Source organism: Nocardia sp. NPDC060249 (genome assembly GCF_042728755.1).
Classification (GTDB): Bacteria; Actinomycetota; Actinomycetes; order Mycobacteriales; family Mycobacteriaceae; genus Nocardia.
In genome coordinates, this window is sequence record NZ_JBHXAQ010000002.1 from 538,523 (window position 1) to 564,734 (window position 26,212).

A 26,212-nucleotide genomic window follows, 5' to 3' on the forward strand; every position below is an offset into this window, starting at 1 on the left:
CCGCCCGGGCGGCCGCGCGGGGGGGGGGGGCGCCGGGGGTTCCCGGGCCCACCCCCCCCACCCCCCCGGCGCCCCCCGGCGGCGCGCCCCCCCCCCCCGGTTCTGTTCACCGCAGGGAGGTGCTCGCCCACGCGGCGAGGGTCGTCGGGGTGGTGGTGAGCACGGTTCGCGGGTTCTCCGCGACGAATCCGGAACTCAACCCCGCTGACATCCCGGCGATTCCGTCGATCTGCCCCTGCCCCAGCCCCGCCGATCGCAGCACTTCCCGGAACTCGTTGCCGGCGAGGTGGATCGGGGTGACCGCATGGCCCAACTGCCGACCGAGGATCTCGGCGACCTCGGTGAACGTCAGATCCCGCGGCCCGTGCACGGCCTGCACGACTCGCCCCGACCACCCGTCCGACAGCAGTCGGGCCGCCGCCACCTCACCGATATCGCGCGGATCCACCCAGGCCATCGCATGGTCGAGCGGCCACGGCGTGGACAGCGTGCCGGCCCGGATCTCGTCGAGCTGGGTCAGCAGATTGGTGAAGAAGTAGCCGCACCGCAGGTGCACCACATTCGCCCCGGTCTCGTCGAGCAACTCCTCGGTCCGCGCCAGCCCGTCGATCTCCCCGGCTCCATCCCGCTTCTCGGCACCCTGGCTGCTGAGAAACACCGTCGCCTCGATCCCGTTCTCGACGACAGCACGCGCCGCCGACGCCCCCATCCGCGCGTACCCCGCCACCGGATCACCATCCACCAGTGTGGGCGGATCCACCCAGAACAGCCGGTCGGTCCCCACGGTGGCCCGCACCACCGCATCCGAATCCCCCTGATCAACCCGCACAACGTCGACGAACTCCGGCATCGCGGCATCGAGCCGCCCCGGATCGCGCATCAACACCGTCGGCCGGACCCCCGCCTGCACCAGCAACTGCACAACCCGAGCCCCTACATGCCCGACCGGTGTCGTGACAACAACCTTCTTCGCGTCCTCTCTCAGTCCCATAGCTCCACGCTAGAACCCGTCGCGGCCAGTTCCTGACCGCAACAGCCGGCAGATTTCACCGAATTCGCCGGCTCTCAGGTCAGCGTGAGCGAACCAGCTCGAGGGAAGCGTTCGGTAACCACGGCTCCCCGGCGGCGATGAGGGCGCGGGTGGCTCGAAGTTCCCTCGGTCGTGCCATGGCTACGGCGCCGACGGGGTGGCCGTTGCGCAGGGCGATCGCGAGGAAGTCCCGGGAGTCGAGGTCACCGTCGATGACCAGGTCGTCGTGGGGGTGGAGCCAGCCCGCGAAGTGCATCGACAGGCCGTGCTGATCGGTCCAGCCCCAGGGGACTTCGGCGGGGGCGGCAGGGTGGCCGAGGATGGCTTTCGCGGCCGCGGCGCCGTCCGACATCGCCGTGTTCCAGTGCTGGCCGCGTTCGTATTCGCCACGTCGAGGGTTGAATGCGGTGGTGGCGTCGCCCGCGGCGAAGACGCCAGGGGCCGAGGTGCGGTAGTGCTGGTCGATGATGATGCCGTCGTTCACCGCGATGCCGGCGGATTCGGCCAGGGTGGTGTCGGGGACAGAGCCGATGGCGACCAGGGCGGTGGCCGCGGTGAACGTACGGCCGTCGGTGGTGATGGCGGTGACACCTGTGGCGGTGTCGACGAGTCGCGTGGTGGTGACACTGTTCTCGACTACGACGCCGTGCTCGAGGTGGATGTCGCAGACCAGGTCCGCCACGGCCGACGGCACTACCCGATCGAGCAATCCCGGCCCGGCGTTCAACAGCGTCACGTCGGCGCCGAGGCCGCGAGCGGTGGCGGCGACTTCGCAGCCGATCAGCCCGCCACCGATGATGAGCAGCGAGCCGCCCCTGTCGATCGCGGCTTGCAGTGCGGCGACGTCGGACTGCCCGCGCAAGGTGTGCACGCGGGTGGATACGGTATCGATCGTGCGCGCTCTGGCTCCGGTGGCGAGCAGCAGGCTGTCGTAGCCGAGCACCTCCCCGGTGCTCACACGCACTGTCGCACTGTCGGTGTCGATCGCGCGCACCAGCGTGGCCGGGCGCAGATCGACCGCGTTGTCGGCCCAGAACTTCATCGGCTTCAGCACCGCGCGCTGGAACGGTGTAGTGCCCGCGAGCAACTCCTTGGAGACCGCGGGCCGGCGATAGGGCAGGTCGGGTTCCGCCCCGACGAGCACGAGCTCACCGGCGTAGCCCTCGCGTCGCAGGGTCTGGGCGGCGGTGGCACCGGCGACACCGGTGCCGACGATGACGATCCGTTCCCTCATCCGCGGCTCACCTCCCGCATGTCGAAATCGGCTTTGGCCGCACCACAGTCGGGGCAGGACCAGTCGTCGGGGATGTCGTCCCAGCGGGTGCCGGGTTCGATGCCGTCCTCGGGCCAGCCGAGTGCCTCGTCGTATTCGAAGCCGCACTGGACACACTGGAACAGTCGGTAATCACTCATCGGGACGCACCTTCCTTCGGTTCGAAGTCGACCTTCTCGCGCACACCGCAGTCGGGACAGCACCAGTCGTCGGGGATCTGCGACCAGGCCGTGCCGGGCGCGAAACCCTCACGGGGAGCACCGAATCGCTCGTCGTAGACGTAGTCACAGATCGGGCAGAGATACGCCATCAGTTCACTCCGTACTTCGCCAGGACCCGCGCACGCTTGCTGGGCTGAATGTTCACCCGGGTGATGTCGCCGTTGTAGTGGGCCAGCACGCGATGATCCATCACCTTGCGCCACAGCGGCGTCACGTAGGCCAGGCCGATCAGGCTCGCGTAGCCGCTGGGCAGCTCTGGCGCGCCGTCCATGTGCCGCAGGATCTGGTAGCGGCGGGTGGGGTTGGCGTGGTGGTCGCTGTGCCGCTGCAGGTGGTAGAGGAAGATGTTGGTGACGATGTGGTCGGAGTTCCAGCTGTGCTCGGGGGTGCAGCGCTCGTAGCGGCCCGAGGCGGTCTTCTGCCGGAGCAGACCGTAGTGCTCGAGGTAGTTCACCGTCTCCAGCAGCGAGAAACCGTAGATCGCCTGGATCACCAGGAACGGCAGAATCGACGGACCGAACACCGCGACCAGCCCCACCCACAGCACGACCGACATGAGCCAGGCGTTGAGCACGTCGTTGCGCAGCGAGAACGTGCTCGTGCCCAGCCGCTGCATGCGGGTGCGCTCCAGCTCCCACGAGGACGTCAAACTGCCCCACACGCTGCGCGGCAGGAAGCTCCAGAACGATTCGGCGAAGCGCGCACTGGCCGGATCCTCCGGCGTGGCGACACGCACGTGGTGGCCGCGGTTGTGCTCGATGTAGAAGTGGCCGTAGAAGGTCTGGGCCAGCGTGATCTTCGACAACCACCGTTCGAGTTCGTCCTTCTTGTGGCCGAGTTCGTGCGCGGTGTTGATGCCGACACCGCCCATCGTGCCGATCGTGAAGGCCAGGCCGATCTTGGAGATCAGGCTCAGACCACCGTCGATGCCGAGCCAGGACAGGTTGTCCGCGGTCCACAGGTAGCAGGCGAACACCAGACTGAACAGCTGCAACGGAATGTAGGCGTAGACGCAGTAGCGGTAGTACCTGTCGTTCTCCAGCTGCTCCATCACCTCCTCGGGCGGGTTCTTGCCGTCCGGCCCGAAGAACCGGTCAAGGGTCGGCAGCAGCACGTACAGCAGGATCGGCCCGAGCCACCACCACACGGGTGCGACGGCCTGCCACCCGAATTGGTTGAAGGCCCACACGAACCCGCTCGCCAGCAGCGTCGCGCTGGGGGCGATGAGGCCGAACAACCACAGGTATCGCTTGGGATCTCGCCACTGCGGCGGTGCCGTCGATTCCGCGTGGTCACCGATTCGAGATGTCGTCATTGCCGTTCTCCTGATCACCGAGACTTCGGACACCTATCCGCTCGAAGTCGCCTTCGTTTACACTTTAGCGCGTGTTGTTCCGATTGAATACAGAACTACGCAGATTGTCAACGAACAAGCACATCGATGGGCACATGTAGGATGATCACGTGGCCGAACCACCGAACTTTCAGGCAGAAATGCGCCAACTGCTCCGCGACCGGATGATCGACGCCGCGCGCACGATGGTCGTCACCGAGGGCTGGGGCGCGGTCAACATGTCGCGGGTGGCCAAGGAAGTCGGCATCAGCAGGCCGGTCCTCTACAAGGAGATCGGCACCAAACAGGCGCTCGCGGATGCCCTCATCGAGCGCGAGACCGGCATCTACCTGGCCGGCATCGCCGAGACGCTGGCCGACCACCCGGCCGACCCGCTCGCGGGCATGACCGCCGCCGCCGAGTACACGCTGCGCACCGCGGGCGACAACACCCTGATCAAGGCGGTGCTCTCCGCTCGCCAGGACGGCGATACCGCCCTACTGCCCGCCCTGGTGAGCGATCCGGAACCGGTGCTCGGGCGGGCCGTCGCCGCCCTCAGCGCCACCGTCCGCGAGCAGTACGAATTCGCGTCCCTCACCGATGACGAGCTGACCTCGGTCGTCGAGATCATGGTCCGGCTGACGCTGAGTCATCTGTTTCAGCCGACAGGCAGCGTCGACCGCGCGGTGGCGCAGGTCGGCGCTGTCCTGTCGGGGGTCATGCCCGCTCTCTGAGCGGGCTCACAACCGCGCGTCCACCTGTCCGGCCGCGGCCGTGAACGACCACTCGTATCTGCCGTGCGCGGCCGGGAACACCCCGCCCGCGCACACCGGATCGCCTGCGGCGCAATAGTTCGCGGTGCGGTCGGCGTACAGCGGTGCGACCGGGCCGCCGATCAATCGCAGGGGGTCACCGAACAGGAGCACCGCGACGACGCGCGAGGACAGCTCCGGCGGCAGCACCCACGCGCCGGGCAGCGGGACGGAGCCGAGGACACCGTGGGTGACCACCGCGCCCTGGGAGTAGCCGACGAGAACGAAACGCTGGTCGGGGCAGGCGGCGGCCTGCTCGAGCAGGTGGCCGGTCATGGCCCGGGTACCGTCGGGCATCGAGCTCGGTACCAGCAGATCGGCGGGGTACTCCACGCGATGGGCGGAGGTATCCACCGGTAGTTGCGCACTCAATACCGCGTAGAGCGGGTCGCCGATCACGGCTCCCAGATAGCCGGGTTCCGCTGTGCCGCGGGCGATCACGACGTCGAGCGTGGCGCAAGCCTGCGCCCACGCTGTCAGTCCCGGGGACATCGCTGTCCCGATTCCCGCGGCCAGTAGCAACACCGACAGCGCTCGCGCTGTCTGCCTTGCGACGATACGAATTGCCTTCCGATAGATCATCGTGCCCACCCACTCACGCCGTTGTGAGAAATAGAGAAAGAGCGATTCACCTCCTGCCCGAAGGCATTCGGTGTGCTCAGTGGTGGAATACCCGCTGACCTGCAAAGACATGGCACGAACTCGGCATCGGCTGCGCCACGGTTACATCTCGGATCGCCTGCGGCACAACGCCGTTGCCCGGTCTCAGTGCTTCTTGGGCTTCTTCTTGTACTTCGGCTTGTCGTGATCGGGCTCCCACTCGTAGCCCGCGACACCACGCTCGCAGTAGGAGTCCGCGACGTGAACGTCGCCCTGATCGCGTTCACACCAGCGCGACTTGGAGCACGATGTGGCGCCGAGGCCGGCGACGACAGCGAGCGCGAGGACGGCAGCGCCGGTACGGGTTCGGACGTTCATGAGGGTGTCGAGCCTTTCATCGAATGAAATGTCGCAGGTCAGGGTGTTTTCCAGAACTTGCCCCCGCCTGCCGACGAACCAATGCTACGTTCCAGGCATGTCGAGCACAGCGCCTGAGCCCACCGAAGATTTCACCCCCGACGCGATTGTCGTCGGCGCCGGACTGGCGGGCCTGGTCGCCGCGCACGAGTTGGTGCTCGCCGGACGCAAGGTACTGGTGCTCGATCAGGAGAATCGCGCCAACCTCGGCGGGCAGGCGTTCTGGTCGCTGGGCGGGCTGTTCGTCGTCGACAGCCCGGAGCAGCGCAGGATGGGCATCAAGGACTCTTACGAACTGGCACTGCAGGATTGGCTGGGTTCGGCCGGTTTCGACCGCGAGGACGAGGACCGGATGGGCCGCGAGTGGGCGAAGGCCTACGTGCGGTTCGCCACCGACGAGAAGCGGGATTACCTGCACGCCCTGGGTCTGCGTTTCACGCCGCTGGTCGGCTGGGCCGAGCGGGGCGGTGGTTTGGCGGGCGGGCACGGCAACTCGGTGCCGCGGTTCCACCTCACCTGGGGCACCGGACCCGAAGTACTGCGCGTGTTCCGCGAGCCGGTGCTCGCCGGTGAGGCGAAAGGGTTGGTCCGCTTCGGTTTCCGGCACCGCGTCGACGAGCTGATCGTCGACGACGGCGCCGTGACCGGCGTGCGCGGCAGCGTTCTGGCCCCCTCCGACACCGACCGCGGTCAGGCCTCGAACCGGGAGGTGGTGGGCGAGTTCACCGTCGAAGCCCCTGCGGTCCTGGTGAGTTCGGGTGGCATCGGTCACGCGCACGACCTCATCCGCCGCAACTGGCCCACCGAACGTCTCGGCCCGTGCCCGCAACACATGATCTCCGGCGTTCCCGCCTATGTCGACGGCCGGATGCTCGGGATCTCCGAGGAGGCCGGGGCGGCGCTGGTCAACCGTGATCGGATGTGGCACTACACCGAGGGCATCCACAACTGGGATCCGATCTGGCCCGATCACGCCATCCGCATCATCCCCGGGCCGTCGTCGCTGTGGTTCGACGCGAACGGAAACCGCATGCCCGCACCGTGTTTCCCCGGTTTCGACACCAACGAGACCATGCGCCAGATCCTGTCGACGGGCTACGACTACTCGTGGTTCGTCCTGAACCAGTCGATCATCGAGAAGGAGTTCGCGCTGTCGGGTTCGGAACAGAACCCCGACATCACCGGCAAGGACTTGAAGTTCACGGTCCGCAGCAGGCTCGCCAAGGGCGCACCGGGACCGGTGGAGGCGTTCAAGCAGCACGGCGTGGACTTCGTGGTCGCCCACTCCCTGGCCGAGCTCGTCGACGGCATGAACGAGATCGCTCGCGGACCGAAGCTGGACGTGGCCGCCCTCGAACACCAGATCGTGGGCCGCGACCGCGAGGTCGCCAACTCCTTCTCCAAGGACGCGCAGGTCACCGCGATCAGCAGCGCCCGCAAGTACCTCGGCGACAAGGTCCGCGTCGTCAAACCGCATCGCATCCTCGATCCGGCGCACGGCCCGCTCATCGCGGTGCGCCTGAATGTGCTGACCCGCAAGACCCTCGGCGGGCTGCAGACCGACCTCGATTCGCAGGTGCTGCGCCCGGACGGCTCGGTGTTGCCCGGGCTGTACGCGGCCGGTGAGGTCGCCGGGTTCGGCGGTGGCGGCGTGCACGGTTACAACGCGCTGGAGGGCACGTTCCTGGGCGGGTGCATCTTCTCGGGTCGCGCGGCCGGTCGGGCGATGGCGCGGCGCGAGGCCTAGTGCGGGTGCCGGGGGGCCAGGGTGCGTGACGCTTCCTTGGCCACCTCGGCCAGCGCCCGGGCCAGCCGTGCGGTGTCGAGCGCGGTGCGCTCGCCTTTGACCGTGCCCGACAACGAGATCGCGGCCACCGCGACACCGCGGCCACGGATCGGCACCGCCACGCACCCGACGCCGGGCAACGACTCCTCGGTGTCCACGGCCACGCCCTGACGGTTGCGGATGCGGGCGAGTTCGCGGTGCAGTTCGGCCCGGTCGACGATCGTGCGGGCGGTGCGTGCCACGGCGTTGCCCCGCAGCGCGGCCTCGGCGATGCCGGGCTCGAGCGTGGCCAGTAGCGCCTTGCCCACCGCCGTGGAGTGCGCGGGCAGCCTGCCGCCGACGCGGGTCGGGATGACCACCCGTCCGCGGCCCCCCGAACGATCCAGGAACAGCACCTCGCGCCCGTCGAGCACCGCGAGGTGCCCCACCAGCCCGGTGCGCTGACTGAGCTCGTAGAGCAGTGGCCCCACCACTTCGCGCAGTTCGTTCTGCTCGGCCGCGAGCCCGCCCAGTTCGAGCACCCGCAGCCCCAGCCGGTAGCCGCCGGGAGTGTGCGCGAGCCAGCGCAGCCGGATCATCTGGTCGAGAATGCGATGCACGGTCGAGCGCGGCAGCCCGGTGCGTTCGGCGAGGCCGAGCAGGGTCAACGTGGGTGTGGCGGCGTCGAACGCGTCGAGGATGAGCGTCATCCGCTCGATCATCGACGTCGGCGGTGCCCCGGTCGCCCGGCCCGATCCGGTCCACAGGTTCTCGGGCGCCGGTTCGGTCACGATCTCGACCGTCATGTGATCCAACCTCCACAGTGCGTAGCGCTAACAGACTAGAGCCGTCAGCTCCGCTCACGCACTATTTCGCCGCGATCTCGAGCGCGCGCCGGGCTGACCTGGCGTCACTGCCCTACCTGCGAATCCCCCACTACCGCAGTGGCGAACCCGGTGCCCGCCTGCCTCGTGTGCGATCACCGCGCACCGAGATGGAGGTGGATCGTGTCGCGCACCCAGCACCGGTACCGGTCGAGCGACCACCCTCGTTCGTTGACGAGATTGCCGTAGGTACCGGTGTTGACCAGGCCCCACAGCATGTCGGCCACCGCATCGGCGTCGATCTTCGGCGGCAGTGCGCCCGCTCGCTCGAGCCGGCGCCCGAGAGCGAGCAGCTCGCTGTAGCGATCCGCCTCGCGCACCCGCAATGTCTCCTCGACTTCCGGATGCTGGCGCCGAGCCATCACCAGCGCCTCGTGGATCCGCCACACCCTGGACGCGACGTCGACATCGGCGGCGATGGACGCGTCGAGTGCCTCCCACGCGGTCATCGTGTCCGTGATCGGGTGCCGTTCGAGGACCGGAACGACATCGGTGGCGTAGACGTGCAGATGCAGGGCCGTCAACAGCTCGACCTTCGACGGGAAATGCAGGTAGATGGCCTGGCGTGAGACCCCGGCCTCCTTCGCGACAGCTCCGAGTCCGGCGCCGTGATAGCCGTGTTCCTCGAACATCGCGCGCGCCGACTCGAGAATCTGAGTCCGGGTTTGGGGACGTCCACTACTTGACACGCTGTCAACCATACCGTACTTTACAAGCTGTCAAGTAATCCTCGAGGAGGAACGTCATGGCTCGCTACCTGATCACCACCTGGGACGGCGCGGGAAACCTCGTCCCCACTCTCGGCATCGCACGCGCCCTGGTCGATCGCGGCCACGACGTCCGCATACTCGGCCACGAGACGATCGCGCAACGATGCGCCGATGTCGGCGCCCGCTTCGTCACCTTGACGCAGGGCGAAGGCTGGGACGCGATGGACACCCCGGACGACTTCGAAGCAGAGGTGAAGCTCATGATCGAAGAGCTCTGCTTCAGCTCGGCCATCGCCCGCGACCTCGCACAGGAGCTGGACCGCGAACCCGCTGATGCGGTGATCGTCGATTGCCTGCTCTTCACCGCGATCGACGTCGCGCTGGCATCGGGCACACCGACCGCGACGCTGTTCCACACGGCCTACACCATCTTTCGGGGCGGACCACTGGTCGAGATGTTCACGCCGGGCATCGCGCTCGCGAACGCGGCACGCGCGGAACTTGACCTGCCCGCGATCGAGAGCCTCGCCGAGATCCACGACGCGTGCGCGCAAGCGCTCGTCGCGGTGCCCGAGGAGTTCGAGCCCGACATCCCGGATGCCGCCAACGTGGTGCGCATCGGGCCGGTGCTCGACGCACCCGCGCTGTCGCGCGAGATCGACGAGGTCGATGTCGGCGACGGTACCGAGCCACTGGTGCTGGTCGCGCTGAGCACGAGCGAGCAAGGTCAGGCCGATCTGTTGCAGCGCTGTGTCGACGCGGTCGCACAGATGCCCGTGCGCGCCATCGTCACAACGGGCGCGGCGATCGACCCGGCGACAATACGGGCGGGGATGAACACCCAGGTTGTGCGGTACGCCCCACACGCCGAAATCCTTCCTTCGGCGTCACTGGTGATCACCCACGCGGGGCTCGGAACCACCATGGCCGCGCTCGGTCGTGGCGTGCCGCTGCTGTGCACCCCGATGGGCCGCGATCAGTTCTTCAACGCAGAGCAGGTCCGAACCCTCGGCGCGGGCCTGATGCTGATGCCCGACACGAGCAGCGAGGTGATCGCACAAACCGCCACACAGATCCTCGGCGACAGCAGCTTCGCCTCGTCCGCCGAACAGCTGGCCACCAGCATCAGCGACTACGGCGGCGCGGCGAAGGCCGTCGCCGTGCTCGAGACGCTCGGATAAAACCGCGCCCGCTCACCCGCGCGCGTTCTCGAGCAACGCGGCCCGCTCGACGAGCAGTTCGCCCGGCCCGGTCGGCGGGGTGTTGCGACGCCAGATGGCCCGGAACTTGCGGGTCAGCCGGGCGGCATCGGCCGAGGGGACTTCCACCAGAGTGCCCGTGACGAGGTCGGGTGCGGCGATCAATCGACTCAGAACCGCGGGTGCCATGCCGGTTCGAGCGGCGGCCACGATCGCGGCGGTCGACCCGAGTTCGGCGGCCGGGCCCGCGGGTGACGCCGCGGTGGCGAGCAGGTCCCACACGGTGTCGCGGGTGCCCGAACCCGGTTCGCGCCACAGCAGGGCGGTGTCTGCCAACTCGGTCAGCGTGACCGGGGTCTTCCGTTGCGCCCAGGGATGATTCGGCGCCACGACCACGACGAGGTCGTCGGCGCCGAGCACGCGGCTGCCGAGTCCGGCCGGTGGATGCGGTCCTTCCACGAAGCCCAGATCGGCGGTGCCGTCGCGCACCAGGCCCGCGACCTGGGTCGAGTTCTCGACGTCGAGGGAGATCACGACTTCGGGGTGATCGGCACGCAATGCGGCGAGCCAATGCGGAATGCGATGGTCGGCAATGGTTTTGGAGGCCGCGATGCGCAGGCGCGGGGCATGCGCGGCGCGCAGCCGCGCCACGTCGTCCACGAGGTCGGTGACGGCGGCCAAGACGGTGCGCGCATGGGCGACAACGGCGCGACCGGCGTCGGTGAGTTCGGAGCCGGTCGGCGCACGGTCGAGCAGCTTCACATGCAGGCGGCGTTCCAGTGCGCTGATCCGCATGCTCGCGGCCGGCTGGCTGACCCCGTGTCGACGGGCGGCGGCGCCCAGACTGCCCAGCTCGGCCACCGACACGAGGAGATCGAGGACCTCCAGGTCGGGGGTTCCGGGCGGCAGCGCCATGGCCCGATTATGGGCGACGGGCGGCACGACACCGCATCAGGCACCGCAGCCGCCGCGCTCGGGACCGAATCGGCCGCGCAGTGTCTTCGCCACGCCGTAGAGGGCGAACACCGGCTTGAGCGGCATCCATTCGCCGAACCGGTATTCCCGGCCGGGGACCAGTCGTGCGGCCAGTTCCGGGCTCTGTTCGGCGAGGTAGACGCGGGCGGTCTCGGCGTGCGTCGGCAGCGAGACGATCTTGATCCGGTCGACGTCCTTCAGGTACGGGATCGCGAACGCGATGTTCTCCCAGGTGGACCGGCTCGACTCCTCCAGGACGAGTTCGCCCGCGTAGCCACGGGTTTCCACGGCGTAGCGGCCCATCAGCGCCGCCTCGGTCTCCGGGCCGGCGCAGGCACCTCCGCACAGGACGAGACGCGTCTCGGGCGCGCGCGGATCGATGGACCGGAGACCGGCACGCACACGCCACCGGTTCATGCCGTTGGCGCGTGCACCGGTGTTGCGGTACCCGAGGACCACGACGGCCTCCGACCCCGAGCGTGGGGGTCCGACGCCTCGACGAGAGGCGCGTCGGTTCGCCCATTCGCCCCACAGCATCAATCCGACACCGGTGGCGATCGTCAGCCGGGTTCGTTTCCGCACGTCTCCAGCAAACCACACACCCCGCCGACAGGGCCATAAGCCGAAATTATGACCACCTGCGAATTCGGTCTCTACCTCGCGATCCTGCGTACGACGAGGGTGAAGGAGTGAACCGCGTACTCGCTCTCGCTCCCGGCCTGATCCTCGCCGCGCTGTTGGCTACCGTGGCCACGCCGCTCGGCAAGGCGCTGCCGATGGTCGGCGCGCCGGTGCTCGCGCTCGGTGCGGGCGCCGTCGCGGGGATGGTGCTGCGCCGCAAGGACGCGACGGGCGAGACCTTCGGCCCCGGACTCGACATCGCCCGGCAGCGTCTGCTCGGGCTGGCGATCGTGCTGCTGGGGCTCGGCCTGCCGCTCGGGTCGGTGATGAGCGTGGGGCGCGAGACGGCGGTGGTGCTGATCGCAACGCTGCTCGTCGGCGGTGTGGCGGCGTTCTTCGTGGGACGGATGCTCGCGGTGGACAAGGAGTCGGCGACCCTGATCGCCGTGGGCACCACGATCTGCGGCGCGTCCGCGATCGCCGCCGCCACCGCGGTCCTGCGGCCCGACAAGCAACGGGTCGCCTACGCCCTGTGCACCATTTTCCTCTTCAATGTCACGGCCGTGCTGGTGTATCCGCCACTGGGCCGCGCACTCGGTTTGTCGCAGGAGGCGTTCGGCCTCTGGGCGGGCACGGCGATCAACGACACGTCGTCCGTCCTGGCCGCGGGCGTCATCTTCGGCGCGGGCGCGGCCCAGTTCGCGGTGATCGTGAAAATGGTTCGCAGCCTCGCCATCATCCCGCTCTGCGTGGGCCTGCACGTCGGCCGCCGCCACATCGCCGAAGACACCGAACTCGCCCAGGCCTCCCTGCGCCGGGCCGTCCCCCTTTTCGTGATCTTGTTCCTGGCCGCCTCCGTCATCGCCGGTCTCGGCATCATCCCGGTCGAGCTGACCGCACCGCTCGCCACCCTCAGCGGCTGGCTGATCGCCGCCGTCCTCGCCGCCATCGGCACCTCACTGAGCATCGCCCGCCTGCGCACCGCGGGCATCCGCCCCCTGGTCCTCGGTGGCACCCTCGGCCTGATCCTGGGCACCACCAGCCTCGGGCTGATGTACCTGACCGGCTGGTGTTGACGGCAACAGCCCCACCGGCGAGTGCGCGGACCTGATCAGGCCGCGTCGCGGAGCTAGGATTGCTGGAACATCGCATGTCGGCGCGGACAGGAGGATGTCATGAACAGCGTTTACCGGATCATCGCCACCGCGGGTGCCGCCGCGGCATTGACCCTGGTCGCCGCGGGTGTCGCGGCGGCCGAGGAAGCCGAGCCACCTTCGTCGCCGTTGGTCGAGTACATCGAGTCGTGGCCGCCCGCCCCCGAGTGGTGCAACGCGAGGTGGGACCCGATCGAGAATGCCATCGAGGACTCGATTCCGCCCCAGTACGAGCCGGAGTTCGACGCGTTCGACGACTGGTGTGAGGGCGACGCGGACTGACTCGCCAGGCGATGGGGCGGCCGCCGGTGCGACCGCCCGACCGACCTGTTCCGTCACGTTGACGGCGTTCATCACCGCTGCCAGCGAGGCCGCGACGACCGAGGTGTCGCGACCGAATGCCCAGCCGGTGCGATCTGCCGCTCGGTACTCGACGTAACTCACGGCAGCGCTGCCCGCGCCTTCGTCCACCGAGTGCTGGGTCAGGCCGAGGATCTCGATGGGACAGCCCGCCCCGTCGAGTGCGGCGGTCAGTGCCTCGACCGGGCCCACCTCATGGTGCACCGAGTGTCGTTCACTGCCGTGTGCGGCGAGGTCGATCTCGGTGGCGCCGATGGCGATCTGCCACTGCACCAGCGCGATTCGCTGATCGGGGGCGGTGTACGCCTGTTCGAACAGCGTGAACAGTTCCTTGGCGGTGATCTCCGCGCCGGTGTCGTCGGTGTATTCCTGCACCCGCTTCGCGAGATCGATCTGACGCGATCATCGACACCCTCGGCCTGTCCGGCAAGGCCGACGACATCTAGCCGACCCTGTCCCAGGGCGAACGCGGCCGTACCCTCATCGCCAGGGCCCTGATCAGCGACCCCGATGTCCTACTCCTGGACGAACCGTCGACCGGCCTCGACCTGGCCGCCCGCGAGCAACTCCTCACCACCATCGACACCCTCGATCGCACCCATCCCGAGGTCGCCTCGATCCTGGTCACCCATCACCTCGAGGAACTCCCGAGCACCACCACCCACGCCTTGCTCATCGCCGACGGCCACACCGTCGCCGCGGGCCCCGCCACCGACGTCATCACCACCGACCACGTCTCCACCGCCTTCGCCCACCCGATCGAAGTCCGCTACGACGGCCGCTGGAGCGCCCGCGCCCGCTGACCACCGGATGCCCACCCGGGCAACACTTCACGCGCCGCGAGCCACCGCTCCGGAATTCCGCGGGTCGCACCGCGGGCTCCGGCACCGGTGTGGGCGGCCACGATCCCGCCGACGATCGCGGCGGTGGTGTCGACGTCGCCACCGGCTTCCACACACGCGGTAACGGCGCGCGGATAGTCCTCGAGGTAGGTGGCGGCAGCCCACAAGGTGAAGGGCACCGTGTCCTGAGCACTGACCCGCGCCCCGTTGCCGAGTTCGTAGGCGGCTTCGGCTACCGTTCGGCCGAGCAGCTCCCGAGCTCGACGGATTCCGTGCGCGGTGCGCCCGTCGACCAGATACGGTCCGACCGCCCGCAGCAATTCATCGGGCGCGCAGCCCTTTCCCCGTGTTTCCGCGGCGTGTGCGGCGGCAACCGCCACTGCCATCGCCCCCACGATCGCTTCCGGGTGCCGATGGGTGATCTCGGCGGACAGCGCCGCCTGCGCCGCGGCGCGATCCGGATTTCCGGCGAAATGCGCACCGAGCGGCGCGACTCGCATCGCGGCCCCGTTCCCCCACGATCCACTCCCCCCGAAGACAGCACCGGCCGCCTCGCGCCACGGACGACCGTCTCGAATCTCGTGCAGCACAACAACTGTGCCGGGACCGTAGCCACGGTACGGTTCGCACCGCTGCGCGAACGCGCCCGCGAGAGCCTCACGGTCCACGCTGCCGCGATCGCGGATTTCCGCATACACCGAACACGCCATTTCGGTGTCGTCGGTCCACGACCATGGTGCCGACGGCGGTCGACCCGCAAGAAGATCAGGAACGGAACTACCGGGAACGAAGAATTGCGCGCCGAGCGCATCACCGACAGAAAGGCCTTGAAGACTGTCGAAAGCAGGATCGGCATTCAGCATGCTGGACGCAATCATTGCCCATCGGCAGCCAACGTCGCAATACGAATTCCGGTCGGCTAGACCAGTTCGACCTCGTCGAATCCGACGGTCAGCTTGTGCCGGCGCTCGCGTAGGACATTCCCCTCACGGTGGACGGTTCCCTCGCCGAACTCGATGCGCAATTCCGCGCGCCGCGCGTCGACCTCGCGGACAACCCCGCAGATGCCGCTGAACGGACCCGCCGGGAAATACACGACATCGCCCGGGCCGTAGTCGGTAAACCCCACGGCGCCACTGTAATCCACGTCAGCGAGCATTGCCGCTGTGCGATGGGACAGCGGGAGGCAGGATCGGTTCGTACAGGTTGCGTGCGTGCTGCGGGTCGACGTTGTCGAGGTCGAGAAAATAGGCGCACTGCCACTGTTGCGACTTGTGCGCTTGCTTGTTGCGGGTCACCGACCACGGTGGGTACAGGCGGAACCCGCGCTTGCCGCCCCGACCGGCTACGGACACGATTCCGTGTTCGACGAGGGCGTTTCGCGGGAAGACGAACTGTCCGGCACGCGATTCCTCGCGAACGGTGATCACCAGCAGGTCGACACCGTCCTCCACGGCGCATGGCTCGGTCGAGCCGTCCTCGGCGCGCTGCCACACGGACACGAACAAACCCGGCTTTGCCGGAGTCCGCTTGCCCACCCGGAATCTCACCGCGCCGCGGCCGACCTCGGCCACGGATGCTCCGTACTCCGCGTTCTGCGTCTCGGGAACCGTGGCCGAAATGCTCAGTCCCAGTGCGGCGATGAGGTTTCGGGCCGCGAGGATGTCAGGGTGCGTCATCCGAGACTTCGAAATCGGCGTCGAAGTTGTCGAGGAGTTCGTCGGCTCGGGAGAGCGCTCGGTCCAGTTCGTCGGTGACGGTGTCCATCAGGGACATGCCGTCGAGCATCCCGGACAGCTCGGTGTGCAGGGCGTGGAGTTCGGCGATGGCGGGGTCGACGGTGGTCCAGGCAACGGTGTCGGACCACCAGGTGTCGCGTTGGATCCAGGACCAGACGATGTCGCGGACCAGCAGGGCATCGGTGGTGAACAGCTGGCGATGTTCGGCGCCGGTGGTGTGCTCGAGTTCGTAGGTGCCGTCGTCGAGGTAGCGCGCCTGAATGGAGTCGGTGGGGGTGCGGGTGAGGAGGAGGAAGGGGTGTTCGGGGGCCGGATCGGTGGCGGAGGCGCCGGGACGGGCGGGGTCGACGGGGTGCGGCTCCTGCGAGCCGTCACCGACGTGGACTACGACTTCGGGCTGGTCGTCGCGCTGGGCACCCATCGGGCCAGTGTGCCGGACCGGCGAACGGCCCGAACAGCCGGACCGATGAATCGGTGACGCGTACAGCGTCTACATCGACAGCAGGATTTCTGTCGACAGAGAGGCTCCACAGTGCGCGAAAACGAAGTCAGAGCCGAGACCGCACGGCAGCGCGCCGAGACGGCGGAGTTCTTGGCGGGGTTGGACGAGGCCGCCTGGGACGCGCCGACACTGTGCGCCGGCTGGCGGGTGCGCGAGGTCGCCGCGCACCTGAGCATGCCGTACCGGACCTCGCTCCCGCGGTTCGTCATCGGCATGATCACCGCGCGCGGCAACTTCGATCGCCTGGCCGACCGTGCGGCCCGCGCCGACGCCGCGCGGCTGAGCACCGCCGACTTGGTCGCCGCCATCGGCGACAACACCGAGCACCCGTGGAAACCACCGGGCGGCGGCTTCGCGGGCGCGTTGAGCCACGACGTGATCCACGGCCTCGACATCACGGTTGCGCTCGGCCACACCGATCCGATCCCTCTCGACCGGATGCGCATGGTGCTGGAAGCGCTCAACCCACGCTCGGCCGGGTATTTCGGCGTCGACCTCGCGGGAATCGCCTTGCGGGCTGACGATCTCGACTTCAGCTACGGCGAAGGCGAGGTGCTGTCGGGACGTGCGCAGGACCTGCTGCTCGTCCTGTGCGGGCGAAAACTCCCCCCGGGCCGTCTCGACGGCGAGTCGGCGGCGCGATTCACCAGCAACTGAGAATCGCACTGCACCTAACCATGACGGCGGGTAGCCTCGCACCGATGACGTGGACAGCTCCCGAACTCCAGCCGACCAGGACGCTGGTGGGCGCGGATGAGCGGCCGATGTTGCAGTCCTGGTTGGACTTTCATCGCCAGACCCTGCTCGGCAAATGCGGCGGACTCGACGGCGAACAGCTCAGCGCGCGCTCGGTGGAGCCGTCCTCGCTGTCGCTGCTGGGCCTCGTCCGGCACCTCACCGAGGTGGAGCGAGGCTGGTTCCGGCTGTCCGCCGCGGGTGAGGCGGTCGAGCCGATCTACAGCTCGGAGGTGGAGCCCGACGCCGATTTCGACGACCTCGCCTCGCTACCCGCCGACGAGGTGTTCGCGGCCTTTCACGCCGAGGTCGCCGCCTGTGACGCCGCCGTCGCCGGACTCTCCCTCGACCACGTGTTCCACGTGCCGTGGCGCAGCGACGAGTACACGCTGCGCTGGGTGTACCTGCACATGATCGAGGAATACGCCCGCCACAACGGCCACGCCGACCTGCTGCGCGAGCGGATCGACGGCGTCACCGGCAGCTTCTGAGTCAGGCGTCGCCGGTCACCGAGTCAGGGGTGAGTTCGCCGAGATCGTCGATGACGACGTCGGCCAGGGCGAGGGCGTCGGGCAGCGGCGGGAATTCCGGGCGTGGCGCCGCGATCAGGCGCATCCCGGCGTTGTGGGCGGAGCGCAGACCGTTGGTGGAATCCTCCACGGCCGTACAGTCGTTCGGCTCCACGCCGAGTCGCTGCGCGACGGTGAGATAGACGTCGGGTGCGGGCTTGCCGCGTCCGACCTCCTCGGTGGACAGCACCACGGCGAAGTAGTCGAGCAAGCCGGACTTCGCGAGCACCAGATCGATCAGGGTGGCCGGTGACGAGCTGGCCAGGCCCAGTTTCCAGGAACCCGCGCATCGCCGCACCGCGTCGACCGCGCCGGGCAGCAGCGGGACGTGGTGCGCGTATCTGTCGGCCATCAGATCGATGACGGCGGCAGCCACCTCGTCGGCGGGTTCGGCCACCCCCAGCTCGTCGGCCAGGTACGACGACCACTCGACGGTGTTCATCCCCATCATCTTCTTCTGCGAATCCGGTTGCCACCGGCCACCTTTGAGGACCACGTAGTCGTGCCTGACCTGTTCCCAGATCGGCTCGGAGTCGATCAGCACGCCGTCCATGTCGAACACAACCGCCGCGATACCCATGCGTTCAGCCTTTCGCCGCTCACCCGGAGGGGCACCTCCGGTGGTGCGCCGACGCTCCGGTACGTAGGACCTACTCGGTGATCGGGATCCAGCGTAGTTGACCTGACACCGATCCCCGACGCGAACATCCAGCTCGGCAGCGATAACGTGTTGCATATGGACGATACACAGGTCGGCAGCTCGCTCCCGGACGAGAAGCATCACGAAGGCGGATTCCGGCCGGTTGCCGAGCTGATCCAAGCACGCAAGGACCGCGGCGCCGACAACACGGTGGGCGGACCGCACTACGGCGAGCTGATCGATCAGGTCCGCGCGCTGATGGACCGGGCCCGGCTGGTCAATCCCTCCGACGAGCTCGCCAAAGAGGCCATCGCCACCCTCGAACAGCTCAACGCCCGCCTCGACGAGGCCGTGGTGGACGAGTGGTCCTCGCCCAGCTGGACCCGCACCGATCTACCCGCGCGCGGCAACATCACGTTACCGCCGTACACAGTGGTCAGCGGTGACCGCGACGGCGTCACCGCGAAGGTCACCTTCCGCACCTTCCACCTGGGCGGCAACAATGCCGCCCACGGTGGGCACATCGCACTCGCCTTCGACGACATCATCGGCATGACCGCCGCGCTGTCCACCAGGTCGGTGACCCGCACGGCCTCGCTCACCCTCGACTACCGCTCGATCACGCCCCTCAATCGCGAGCTGACGGTGCGCGCGTGGACCGAGCGCGTCGAGGGCCGCAAGGTGTATCTGCGGGCGACGCTGCACGACGGCGAACGGTTGTGCGCCGAGGCCAAGGGTCTGTTCATCGTGCTCAACCCCGGCCAGCCGTGACCGCGCGCCGACATTGCGATCGACGTGATCGCAATGTCGGCGGCGGGGCGCGAGGTGGCGCAATAGCGGTTTCGCCGCGGATACCCGCAGGTCGCGCGAACCGCCACCCGGCGTAGAAACATCCGCTGAATTCGCCCCGGAATCGCGGCGCGCAGAGTGCCGCGTAATCGCCGCTATCGTCGCTGTTCATGCAGGTCAGCGAGAAAACAGGGGCTACGGAGCCCACCCCGATCCGCGGTCAGCGCGCCGATCGGGCGCGCCGGGTCGCCGATATCCTGCGCCACCAGATCCTGGCGGGCGCGGTGGCGGGCACAGTGCCCGGCGAGCAGGAACTCGCCGCCGAGCACGGCACCTCCCGCAATACCGTCCGTGAAGCGCTGGCGCTGCTGCGCGACGAGGGCCTCATCGATCGCGCCCCGAAACTCGGCACCCGGGTCGCCGCCCGCAAGTTCGACCACGGTCTCGATGCCCTGCTGGGCCTGCAGGAGACCCTCAAAGGGCACGGCACCGTCCGCAACGAGGTCCGTGCCGCCACCACCATCACCGCTCCCCCGGCCGTCGCGCGCCGGCTCGAGCTGGCGCCGGGCGACAAGGTCGTCTACATCGAACGCCTGCGGTTTCTCGCCGATCTGCCGCTGAGCCTGGACCTCACCTATCTCGCGCCCGATGTCGGCGCCGAAGTGCTCGCCCACGATCTCGAGACCACCGACGTGTTCGTGCTCCTCGAACAGGTCACCGGCCGGTCGCTGGGCGCCGCCGACCTGGCGCTGGAAGCCGTCGCGGCCGACCCGCACACCGCGACCACCCTGGATACCCCGGCCGGCGCGCCGCTGCTGATGCTCGAACGCCTCACCCACCTCGACGACGGCCGTCCCGTCGACCTCGAATACATCCGCATGCGCGGTGACCGCATCACGATGCGCGGCAGCCTCACCCGCAGCACCCCCGAATGGAAGGTCCTGTAATGGCACTGGTCCCTCAGCGCGCCGACGTCCCGGTGACGATCGACGAATCACTGTGCATCACCGGTTGCACTCTCTGCGTGGACATGTGTCCGCTCGATTCCCTTGCCATTCACGATGATTCGGGCAAGGCCTACATGCACGTCGACGAGTGCTGGTACTGCGGGCCGTGCGCGGCCCGCTGCCCCACCGGCGCCGTCACCGTCAACATGCCCTATCTGCTTCGCTGAAACCGGGAATCCCACGCATGAAGATCACTCGATTCGCCCCTGTCGCTTTGGCTCTCGCGCTCACCGCGGCGGGCTGCTCGCTAGAAAGTTCCGACGCCGCACCGGCGGGCACCGTCAAGGTCGTCATCGGCTACCAGTCCAAGACCATCAACACCGTCACCGCGGGTACGCTGCTGAAAGCGCAGGGTTACCTGGAGCAGCGGCTCCAGAAGATCACCGACGGCGGTGGCGCGAAGTACCAGGTGGAGTGGCAGGACTACGACACCGGCGCACCGATCACCGCTCAGATGGTGGCCGAGAAGATCGATATCGGCTCGATGGGCGACTACCCCTTGCTGATCAACGGATCTCGCACGCAGGCCAATGAACGCGCACGGACCGAGCTGGTGTCGATCACCGGCTACAACCCCAAGGGCGCGCTGAACATGGTGGTGGTGCCCAATGATTCACCTGCTCGTTCGCTGAAAGATCTGGCCGGGCAGAAGATCTCGGCCAGCGTGGGTTCGGCGGGCCACGGCACCCTGGTGCAGGCGCTGAGCCGGGCCGGGATCGACCCGGCCAAGGGTGTGGAAGTGCTCAACCAGCAGCCGCAGGTCGGCGCGACCGCGCTGGAATCGCACCAGGTGAGCGCACTGTCGCAGTTCGTGGCGTGGCCGGGTCTGCTGGTGCAGCAGAACAAGGCGAAACTGCTCTACGACGGCGCCGAGCTGAATGTGCCGACCTTCCACGGCGTGGTGGCACGCCGGACCTACGCGGCCGATCATCCGGAGGTGTTGCAGGCGTTCCTCGCGGCGCAGCTGGACGCGACCGCGTTCCTCAACGAGAAGCCGTTCGAGGCAGCCGATCTCGTCGCCAAGGGCTCCGGTTTGCCGCAGGAGGTCGTGTATCTCTACAACGGCCCCGGCGGTACCAGTTTCGACACCACGCTCAAGGCGAACCTGATCGCGGCGTTCAAGGACGACGTGAACTACCTGAAGTCGATCGGCGATTTCGCCGACCTCGACATCGACGCCTTCGTCCAGGACGGCCCGCTGCGGCAAGCCTTCGCCGAGACCGGCCGTGGCAACTACGACGCGCAGCTGGCGTCGGGGGTCAACCCGAGCAAGGTGACCGGGACCGATCCGATCTGCGCGGTGGCGGTGAGTGATCCGGCGCTGGCCGGTGAAGTCTGGGTCGACGGCGCGAACAAGCCCGAACCCGCCGCGAACCCCGGCTGCTTGCTGCGGGCGGTGCAGGCAGCGAAGGCGCAGGGCAAGACGATTCGCGCGGCGTACGTCCCCGACGCCGAACTGGGTACTCGCTGGTTCGCCGACAAGGCCATCTGGCTGCGCGAGGGCGCGCAGTACCTGCCGTTCACCACGCAGGCAGCGGCCGACCGCTACCGCGCTACCCATCCCGCCGCCGCGCCGCTCTCCTATGAGCAGGCCGTGACGGAAGTCCGCGGATGAGCACGGTTTCCGGGCAGGTCGCCGCGATCGAGACCGACGAGAATGTCCACGCGGCCCCATCCCGCACTGTGGCGTCCGGTCGGCCGGACGATACCCCTGTCGTCGACGGCGATTCGCGTGCCGACTCCGCCGTCTCGCCCGATCACGACGTGCCCGCCAGGTCGGTGTGGGTGTCGCGGACGATCCGGGTCGCCTCGGTGGCGGCCGCGATCGGCCTGTGGCAGTTGCTCACCGTGGGCGATGTGCGCGCGGGGCTGCGGTTCGACACCTTGCCGACGGTGACCGAGATCGTCGCCGAGTTCGGCGAGCACCTCGGCACCGGCCAGTACTACCTCGATGTGGCGCAGTCGCTGATCCGGATCGTCACCGGATTCGGGCTGGCCGCGGTCGTCGGCGTGCTGGCCGGCATCGGCCTGGGTCGATCGCGACTGCTCGCCGATGTGTTCGGATCGCTGGCCGAGCTGATCCGGCCGATTCCGGCGATCGCGCTGGTGCCGGTGGCGATCCTGCTGTTCCCCAGCGACGAGTCCGGCATCGTGTTCATCACGTTCACCGCGTCGCTGTTCCCGGTGCTGGTGAGCACCCGGCATGCGACGCGGGCGCTGCCGACCATCTGGGAGGACGCGATCCGCACGCTGGGCGCGTCGCGGCGGGAGGTGCTGACCAGGGTCGTCGTGCCCGGCATCCTGCCCGGGGTGTTCAGCGGGTTGTCGGTGGGAATGGGCGTGGCCTGGATCTGCCTGATCTCGGCGGAGATGATCTCCGGGCGACTCGGCATCGGCTACCGCACCTGGCAGTCCTACACCATCGTCGACTACCCGGCCGTGTTCGTCGGGATGATCACCATCGGTGTGCTCGGTTTCCTCACCTCCGGAATCGTCGAACTGGCAGGCCGTCGGGTGACCCGCTGGCTGCCGCGAGAGGTTGCCTCATGACCACGACCACCGCCGCGCCCGCCGTCTCGGTCGGCATGCGATTGGACCTCGAGTCCGTGCGGATCAGCTACGGCCGCAAAACCGTGGTGCACGACCTCGATCTGACGGTCGCGGCCGGGGAGATCCTGGTCCTGGTCGGCAAATCCGGCTGCGGCAAGTCGACCCTGTTGCGCGCGATCGCCGGGCTGCGCAAGCCTGTGGCCGGGGTGATCCGCGCCGACGAGGACACCGTCACCGGTCCGTCGGCCGATCGCGCGCTGGTGTTCCAGGACGACGCGCTGCTGCCGTGGCGCACCGCTCGCGCCAATATCGACCTGGCGCTGCGCCTTCGGGGCGTGTCGCGCAGTGACCGTGCGGCACGGTCGCAGCGCTGGCTCGACGAGGTCGGGCTCAGCGGCTACGCCGACTATCTGCCGCGCGATCTGTCCGGCGGGATGCGGCAACGGGTTCAGCTCGCCCGCAGCCTCGCGGGCTCGCCGCGCGCGGTGCTCATGGACGAGCCGTTCGGCGCGCTCGACAGCCAGACCCGTGCGGAAATGCAGCGCCTGCTGGTCGACACCTGGCGCGCACACCCGACCACGATCGTTTTCGTCACCCACGACCTCGACGAAGCCCTGCTGCTCGGCGACCGGATCGCCGTGCTCGGCGCGGGTTCGCTGCGCGCGGTCGTCGAGGTACCCGACCCGCGCGAACCGGTGGACCGGAGCGCCCTGCGGGCCCGAATCCTGGAGTCGCTGTGAACATTCCCGACCTGTCCGACCGCGTTCGGCTCGACTGCGATGTGCTCGTCATCGGCGGCGGCACCGCCGGCACCATGGCCGCGCTCACCGCCGCCGAGTCCGGCGCGAACGTGCTGCTGCTCGAGAAGGCGCATGTGCGCCATTCCGGTGCGCTGGCCATGGGCATGGACGGCGTGAACAACGCCGTCATCCCCGGCAAGGCCGAGCCGGAGGACTACGTCGCCGAGATCACCCGCGCCAACGACGGCATCGTCGACCAGCGCACCGTGTATCAAACGGCGACACGGGGTTTCGCGATGGTGCAGCGCCTCGAGCGGTACGGGGTGAAGTTCGAGAAGGACGAATACGGCGAATACGCGGTGCGCCGCGTGCACCGGTCCGGGTCGTATGTGTTGCCGATGCCCGAGGGCAAGGACGTGAAGAAGGCGCTCTATCGCGTACTGCGCCAGCGGAAGATGCGCGAGAAGATCCGCATCGAGAACCGGCTGATGCCGGTGCGGGTGCTCACCGCGGGCGGACGCGCGGTGGGCGCTGCCGCGTTGAATACGCGCACCGGCGAATTCGTCGAGGTGGCCGCGAACGCGGTGATTCTGGCGACGGGTCCGTGCGGCCGGCTCGGTCTGCCCGCCTCGGGCTATCTCTACGGCACCTACGAGAACCCCACCAACGCCGGTGACGGCTACTCGATGGCCTACCACGCCGGTGCCGAACTCTCCGGTATCGAGTGCTTCCAGATCAACCCGCTGATCAAGGACTACAACGGTCCCGCCTGCGCGTATGTGGCCAACCCGTTCGGCGGCTACCAGGTCAACGCCGAGGGTGAACGGTTCGTCGACTCCGACTACTGGTCGGGTCAGATGATGGCCGAGGTCAAGCAGGAGATCGAATCCGCCCGCGGGCCCATCTATCTCAAGGTCTCCCACCTGCCCGACGAGACGCTGTCGACGCTCGAATCGATTCTGCACACCACCGAGCGGCCGACTCGCGGGACTTTCCACGCCAACCGGGGCCACGACTACCGCACCCACGACATCGAGATGCACATCTCCGAGATCGGTTTGTGCGGTGGGCATTCCGCGTCGGGGGTCTGGGTGGACGAGAACGCGCGAACCACCGTGCCGGGCCTGTACGCGGCCGGCGATCTCGCGTGCGTGCCACACAACTACATGATCGGGGCGTTCGTCTACGGCGATCTGGCCGGTGCACACGCGGCCGCCACCTCGACCGAGCTCGATCCGCCTGCCGAACTGCCCGAGGATCAGCTCGCCGAAGCACACGAACTGATCTACCGACCGTTGCGCCAGCCGGAAGGACCGCCGCAGCCGCAGGTCGAGTACAAACTGCGCCGGTTCGTGAACGACTATGTGGCGCCGCCGAAGACGGCCGCCAAGCTGTCGATCGCCGTCGAGACCTTCGAGCGGATGCGCGCCGAAGTCGACGGGATCGGCGCGCAGACACCCCACGAACTCATGCGTGCGGTCGAAGTGCAGTTCATTCGCGATTGCGCCGAGATGGCGTCGCGCAGTTCGCTGACGCGGACGGAGTCCCGCTGGGGCCTCTATCACGACCGCGCGGACCTGCCCGATCGCGACGACGAGTCGTGGAACTTCCATCTGAACCTGCGCAAGACGGTCGAGGGCGAGATGGAGTTCGTCAAGCGGTCGGTGGCACCGTATCTGGTGCCGGTACCCGGCCTCGATGATGTGCCGTCGGCCGAGCCGATCGTCGAGGTGATCGCCCAACCCGAGCTGGTGGGAACGCGAGCCCCGCAGCGCGAAGCCCCGGTGCGCAGCGAGGCGGCGCCGAAGTCGCCGTCCTCGCCTCGGCTGGTCACCCTGCTCGCGCTGGATTCGCCTGCGGTCGAAGACCTTTCGAGCTATCTGACCGATCCCGATCCGGTGGTGCGGGTGGCCGCGCTCTCGGTACTCACCGAGAACACCCCGGACGGTTTCGCCGATGAGCTGATCGGGGCGCTGGGCGACGAGGCCGCCTCGGTGCGCCGGGCAGCCACCGAGAGCCTGCGGGAACTGGTGGAGGTGCTGGCGGGGGCCGGTGCGCTCAGCGAACATCTCAGCTCCCCCGATCCCCTCGTCCGCGCGACCGTCGTCGATCTGCTGCGGGCTCTGCGGGCCGGGTCTGCCTCGGATTACCGTGCGGCACTCGGTGATACCGATCATCGCGTCAGGATCGAGGCGGTGCGCGCGCTGGTCTCGCTCGACGACGCCGACGCGGTGTCCACGATCGCCGGCGATGTCAACCGCGAGGTGCGCATCGCGGTCGCGCACGGACTCGCCTCGATCGGTGGCGGCGGCGTCGAGGTGATCCGCGTGCTGACGGGCGATCCCGATCCGCTGGTCCGCGCTGCCGCCCTCACCGCCTACGCCGCCTTGGGCACCGCGGACGAGGATATCGCCGAACTTGTTGCGGCACTGAGCCACTCCGCCTGGCAGGTGCGTGTCGGCGCCGCGCGTGGCCTGGCGGGCGCTACCCCGGAGACGGGCGTGGCACCGTTGAGCGAGGCGCTCGCCGACCGTCACCTCGATGTGCGCAAGGCGGCGGTGCTGGCCCTGTCCACCTGGCCGAGTAGCGCCACCGCCCTCGACGCGCTCGAGTCGGCGATCACCGATCCCGACGCCGATGTCCGCGCCTACGCCCGCCGGGCGGTGACCGCCGCGGGTCGCACCCCGGTCGACGCCATGCGCGCCGACGCGGAACTGGCCGAGGCCGGGAGGTGATCAACTCGCC

Annotated in this window: 30 protein-coding genes and 2 pseudogenes; 15 read left to right on the plus strand and 17 right to left on the minus strand. The window is 68.5% G+C overall.

Annotation, left to right across the window (positions count from 1 at the left end; genetic code table 11):
• Positions 1–106: 106 nt before the first annotated feature.
• From ACFWFP_RS10025 to ACFWFP_RS10045, 5 genes are all read right to left on the minus strand, one after another.
• Positions 107–991: an NAD(P)H-binding protein gene (locus tag ACFWFP_RS10025; protein ID WP_379294372.1), complete on the minus strand. Its 885-nt coding sequence runs from the start codon at positions 989–991 to the stop codon at positions 107–109.
• 79 nt (positions 992–1,070) lie between these two features.
• A complete protein-coding gene (locus tag ACFWFP_RS10030; protein ID WP_379294373.1) occupies positions 1,071–2,264 on the minus strand; it encodes an NAD(P)/FAD-dependent oxidoreductase in 1,194 nt (397 codons plus the stop codon).
• Complete coding sequence (locus ACFWFP_RS10035; RefSeq protein ID WP_266289085.1) at positions 2,261–2,443, minus strand: rubredoxin; 183 nt, start codon at positions 2,441–2,443, stop codon at positions 2,261–2,263. Before ACFWFP_RS10035 ends, ACFWFP_RS10030 begins: the two co-directional genes overlap by 4 nt.
• Positions 2,440–2,613, minus strand: a complete 174-nt coding sequence (locus ACFWFP_RS10040; RefSeq protein WP_379294374.1) for a rubredoxin — start codon at positions 2,611–2,613, stop codon at positions 2,440–2,442. The genes ACFWFP_RS10035 and ACFWFP_RS10040 overlap by 4 nt, the downstream gene beginning before the upstream one ends.
• Positions 2,613–3,839, minus strand: coding sequence for an alkane 1-monooxygenase (locus ACFWFP_RS10045; RefSeq protein WP_379294375.1), 1,227 nt, complete (start codon positions 3,837–3,839; stop codon positions 2,613–2,615). Before ACFWFP_RS10045 ends, ACFWFP_RS10040 begins: the two co-directional genes overlap by 1 nt.
• Positions 3,840–3,988: 149 nt before the next feature.
• Here ACFWFP_RS10045 and ACFWFP_RS10050 point away from each other — a divergent pair, with 149 nt between their 5' ends.
• Positions 3,989–4,591, plus strand: a complete 603-nt coding sequence (locus ACFWFP_RS10050; RefSeq protein ID WP_379294376.1) for a TetR family transcriptional regulator — start codon at positions 3,989–3,991, stop codon at positions 4,589–4,591.
• Positions 4,592–4,597: 6 nt separating this feature from the next.
• Here ACFWFP_RS10050 and ACFWFP_RS10055 read toward each other — a convergent pair whose 3' ends face one another.
• Entirely contained in the window at positions 4,598–5,251 is a 654-nt protein-coding gene (locus ACFWFP_RS10055; RefSeq protein ID WP_379294377.1) for a cutinase family protein, read from the minus strand.
• A gap of 183 nt (positions 5,252–5,434) precedes the next feature.
• A complete protein-coding gene (locus ACFWFP_RS10060; protein ID WP_379294378.1) occupies positions 5,435–5,647 on the minus strand; it encodes a hypothetical protein in 213 nt (70 codons plus the stop codon).
• A 97-nt stretch (positions 5,648–5,744) separates the two neighbouring features.
• Here ACFWFP_RS10060 and ACFWFP_RS10065 point away from each other — a divergent pair, with 97 nt between their 5' ends.
• A complete protein-coding gene (locus tag ACFWFP_RS10065; RefSeq protein WP_379294379.1) occupies positions 5,745–7,433 on the plus strand; it encodes an FAD-binding dehydrogenase in 1,689 nt (562 codons plus the stop codon).
• On the opposite strand, the gene ACFWFP_RS10070 is transcribed toward ACFWFP_RS10065, so the two are convergent.
• Complete coding sequence (locus ACFWFP_RS10070; RefSeq protein WP_379294380.1) at positions 7,430–8,257, minus strand: IclR family transcriptional regulator; 828 nt, start codon at positions 8,255–8,257, stop codon at positions 7,430–7,432. The two genes, ACFWFP_RS10065 and ACFWFP_RS10070, sit on opposite strands and share 4 nt — an antisense overlap.
• Before the next feature lie 173 nt (positions 8,258–8,430).
• Positions 8,431–9,024 carry a TetR/AcrR family transcriptional regulator gene (locus ACFWFP_RS10075; RefSeq protein ID WP_379294381.1) on the minus strand — a complete coding sequence of 198 codons (594 nt, stop codon included), beginning with the start codon at positions 9,022–9,024 and terminating at the stop codon, positions 8,431–8,433.
• A 56-nt stretch (positions 9,025–9,080) separates the two neighbouring features.
• Between ACFWFP_RS10075 and ACFWFP_RS10080 the strand changes: the two genes are divergently transcribed.
• Positions 9,081–10,226, plus strand: a complete 1,146-nt coding sequence (locus ACFWFP_RS10080) for a glycosyltransferase (RefSeq protein ID WP_379294382.1) — start codon at positions 9,081–9,083, stop codon at positions 10,224–10,226.
• Positions 10,227–10,238: 12 nt separating this feature from the next.
• On the opposite strand, the gene ACFWFP_RS10085 is transcribed toward ACFWFP_RS10080, so the two are convergent.
• Positions 10,239–11,159 carry a LysR substrate-binding domain-containing protein gene (locus ACFWFP_RS10085; protein WP_379294383.1) on the minus strand — a complete coding sequence of 307 codons (921 nt, stop codon included), beginning with the start codon at positions 11,157–11,159 and terminating at the stop codon, positions 10,239–10,241.
• Positions 11,160–11,195: 36 nt separating this feature from the next.
• Positions 11,196–11,801 (minus strand): YdcF family protein, encoded by a 606-nt coding sequence (locus tag ACFWFP_RS10090; protein WP_379294384.1) that lies wholly within the window; start codon positions 11,799–11,801, stop codon positions 11,196–11,198.
• A gap of 107 nt (positions 11,802–11,908) precedes the next feature.
• Between ACFWFP_RS10090 and ACFWFP_RS10095 the strand changes: the two genes are divergently transcribed.
• On the plus strand, positions 11,909–12,916 hold the full coding sequence (locus tag ACFWFP_RS10095) for a YeiH family protein (RefSeq protein ID WP_379294385.1): 1,008 nt from the start codon (positions 11,909–11,911) through the stop codon (positions 12,914–12,916).
• 99 nt (positions 12,917–13,015) lie between these two features.
• The gene (locus ACFWFP_RS10100) at positions 13,016–13,276 is read left to right on the plus strand and encodes a hypothetical protein (RefSeq protein WP_379294387.1); all 261 of its coding nucleotides are present in this window, start codon (positions 13,016–13,018) and stop codon (positions 13,274–13,276) included.
• 66 nt (positions 13,277–13,342) lie between these two features.
• Here the strand turns inward: ACFWFP_RS10100 and ACFWFP_RS10105 are convergent.
• A pseudogene (locus tag ACFWFP_RS10105) lies at positions 13,343–13,729 on the minus strand (alpha-isopropylmalate synthase regulatory domain-containing protein); the annotation flags it as partial.
• Positions 13,730–13,749: 20 nt separating this feature from the next.
• On the opposite strand from ACFWFP_RS10105, the pseudogene ACFWFP_RS10110 reads away from it, so the two are divergent.
• Positions 13,750–14,157, plus strand: a pseudogene (locus ACFWFP_RS10110) (ATP-binding cassette domain-containing protein); the annotation flags it as partial.
• Here ACFWFP_RS10110 and ACFWFP_RS10115 read toward each other — a convergent pair.
• The 4 genes from ACFWFP_RS10115 to ACFWFP_RS10130 are packed head-to-tail and all read right to left on the minus strand — an operon-like array spanning position 14,124 to position 16,356.
• Entirely contained in the window at positions 14,124–15,074 is a 951-nt protein-coding gene (locus tag ACFWFP_RS10115) for an ADP-ribosylglycohydrolase family protein (RefSeq protein ID WP_379294388.1), read from the minus strand. The pseudogene ACFWFP_RS10110 and the gene ACFWFP_RS10115 overlap by 34 nt on opposite strands.
• 41 nt (positions 15,075–15,115) lie before the next feature.
• Positions 15,116–15,325, minus strand: coding sequence for a hypothetical protein (locus ACFWFP_RS10120; protein WP_266289138.1), 210 nt, complete (start codon positions 15,323–15,325; stop codon positions 15,116–15,118).
• A gap of 19 nt (positions 15,326–15,344) precedes the next feature.
• Positions 15,345–15,875, minus strand: coding sequence for a MepB family protein (locus ACFWFP_RS10125; protein ID WP_379294389.1), 531 nt, complete (start codon positions 15,873–15,875; stop codon positions 15,345–15,347).
• Positions 15,862–16,356 (minus strand): hypothetical protein, encoded by a 495-nt coding sequence (locus tag ACFWFP_RS10130; protein WP_379294390.1) that lies wholly within the window; start codon positions 16,354–16,356, stop codon positions 15,862–15,864. The genes ACFWFP_RS10125 and ACFWFP_RS10130 overlap by 14 nt, the downstream gene beginning before the upstream one ends.
• Positions 16,357–16,467: 111 nt before the next feature.
• Between ACFWFP_RS10130 and ACFWFP_RS10135 the strand changes: the two genes are divergently transcribed.
• Both ACFWFP_RS10135 and ACFWFP_RS10140 read left to right on the plus strand, forming a co-directional pair.
• Positions 16,468–17,094: a maleylpyruvate isomerase family mycothiol-dependent enzyme gene (locus ACFWFP_RS10135; RefSeq protein ID WP_379294391.1), complete on the plus strand. Its 627-nt coding sequence runs from the start codon at positions 16,468–16,470 to the stop codon at positions 17,092–17,094.
• 44 nt (positions 17,095–17,138) lie between these two features.
• Positions 17,139–17,663: a DinB family protein gene (locus ACFWFP_RS10140; protein WP_379294392.1), complete on the plus strand. Its 525-nt coding sequence runs from the start codon at positions 17,139–17,141 to the stop codon at positions 17,661–17,663.
• Position 17,664: 1 nt separating this feature from the next.
• On the opposite strand, the gene ACFWFP_RS10145 is transcribed toward ACFWFP_RS10140, so the two are convergent.
• Positions 17,665–18,321 carry an HAD family hydrolase gene (locus tag ACFWFP_RS10145; RefSeq protein WP_379294393.1) on the minus strand — a complete coding sequence of 219 codons (657 nt, stop codon included), beginning with the start codon at positions 18,319–18,321 and terminating at the stop codon, positions 17,665–17,667.
• Between the two features lie 156 nt (positions 18,322–18,477).
• Here ACFWFP_RS10145 and ACFWFP_RS10150 point away from each other — a divergent pair, with 156 nt between their 5' ends.
• From ACFWFP_RS10150 to ACFWFP_RS10180, 7 genes are all read left to right on the plus strand, one after another.
• A complete protein-coding gene (locus tag ACFWFP_RS10150; protein WP_379294395.1) occupies positions 18,478–19,152 on the plus strand; it encodes a PaaI family thioesterase in 675 nt (224 codons plus the stop codon).
• Between the two features lie 188 nt (positions 19,153–19,340).
• Positions 19,341–20,117, plus strand: coding sequence for a GntR family transcriptional regulator (locus tag ACFWFP_RS10155; RefSeq protein ID WP_379294396.1), 777 nt, complete (start codon positions 19,341–19,343; stop codon positions 20,115–20,117).
• The gene (locus ACFWFP_RS10160) at positions 20,117–20,344 is read left to right on the plus strand and encodes a ferredoxin family protein (RefSeq protein WP_056816936.1); all 228 of its coding nucleotides are present in this window, start codon (positions 20,117–20,119) and stop codon (positions 20,342–20,344) included. Before ACFWFP_RS10155 ends, ACFWFP_RS10160 begins: the two co-directional genes overlap by 1 nt.
• 17 nt (positions 20,345–20,361) lie before the next feature.
• Positions 20,362–21,792: an ABC transporter substrate-binding protein gene (locus ACFWFP_RS10165; RefSeq protein ID WP_379294397.1), complete on the plus strand. Its 1,431-nt coding sequence runs from the start codon at positions 20,362–20,364 to the stop codon at positions 21,790–21,792.
• Positions 21,789–22,727, plus strand: coding sequence for an ABC transporter permease (locus ACFWFP_RS10170; protein WP_379294398.1), 939 nt, complete (start codon positions 21,789–21,791; stop codon positions 22,725–22,727). Before ACFWFP_RS10165 ends, ACFWFP_RS10170 begins: the two co-directional genes overlap by 4 nt.
• The gene (locus ACFWFP_RS10175) at positions 22,724–23,467 is read left to right on the plus strand and encodes an ABC transporter ATP-binding protein (RefSeq protein WP_379294399.1); all 744 of its coding nucleotides are present in this window, start codon (positions 22,724–22,726) and stop codon (positions 23,465–23,467) included. Before ACFWFP_RS10170 ends, ACFWFP_RS10175 begins: the two co-directional genes overlap by 4 nt.
• On the plus strand, positions 23,464–26,202 hold the full coding sequence (locus tag ACFWFP_RS10180) for a fumarate reductase/succinate dehydrogenase flavoprotein subunit (RefSeq protein WP_379294400.1): 2,739 nt from the start codon (positions 23,464–23,466) through the stop codon (positions 26,200–26,202). Before ACFWFP_RS10175 ends, ACFWFP_RS10180 begins: the two co-directional genes overlap by 4 nt.
• The last annotated feature ends 10 nt before the right edge of the window (positions 26,203–26,212 follow it).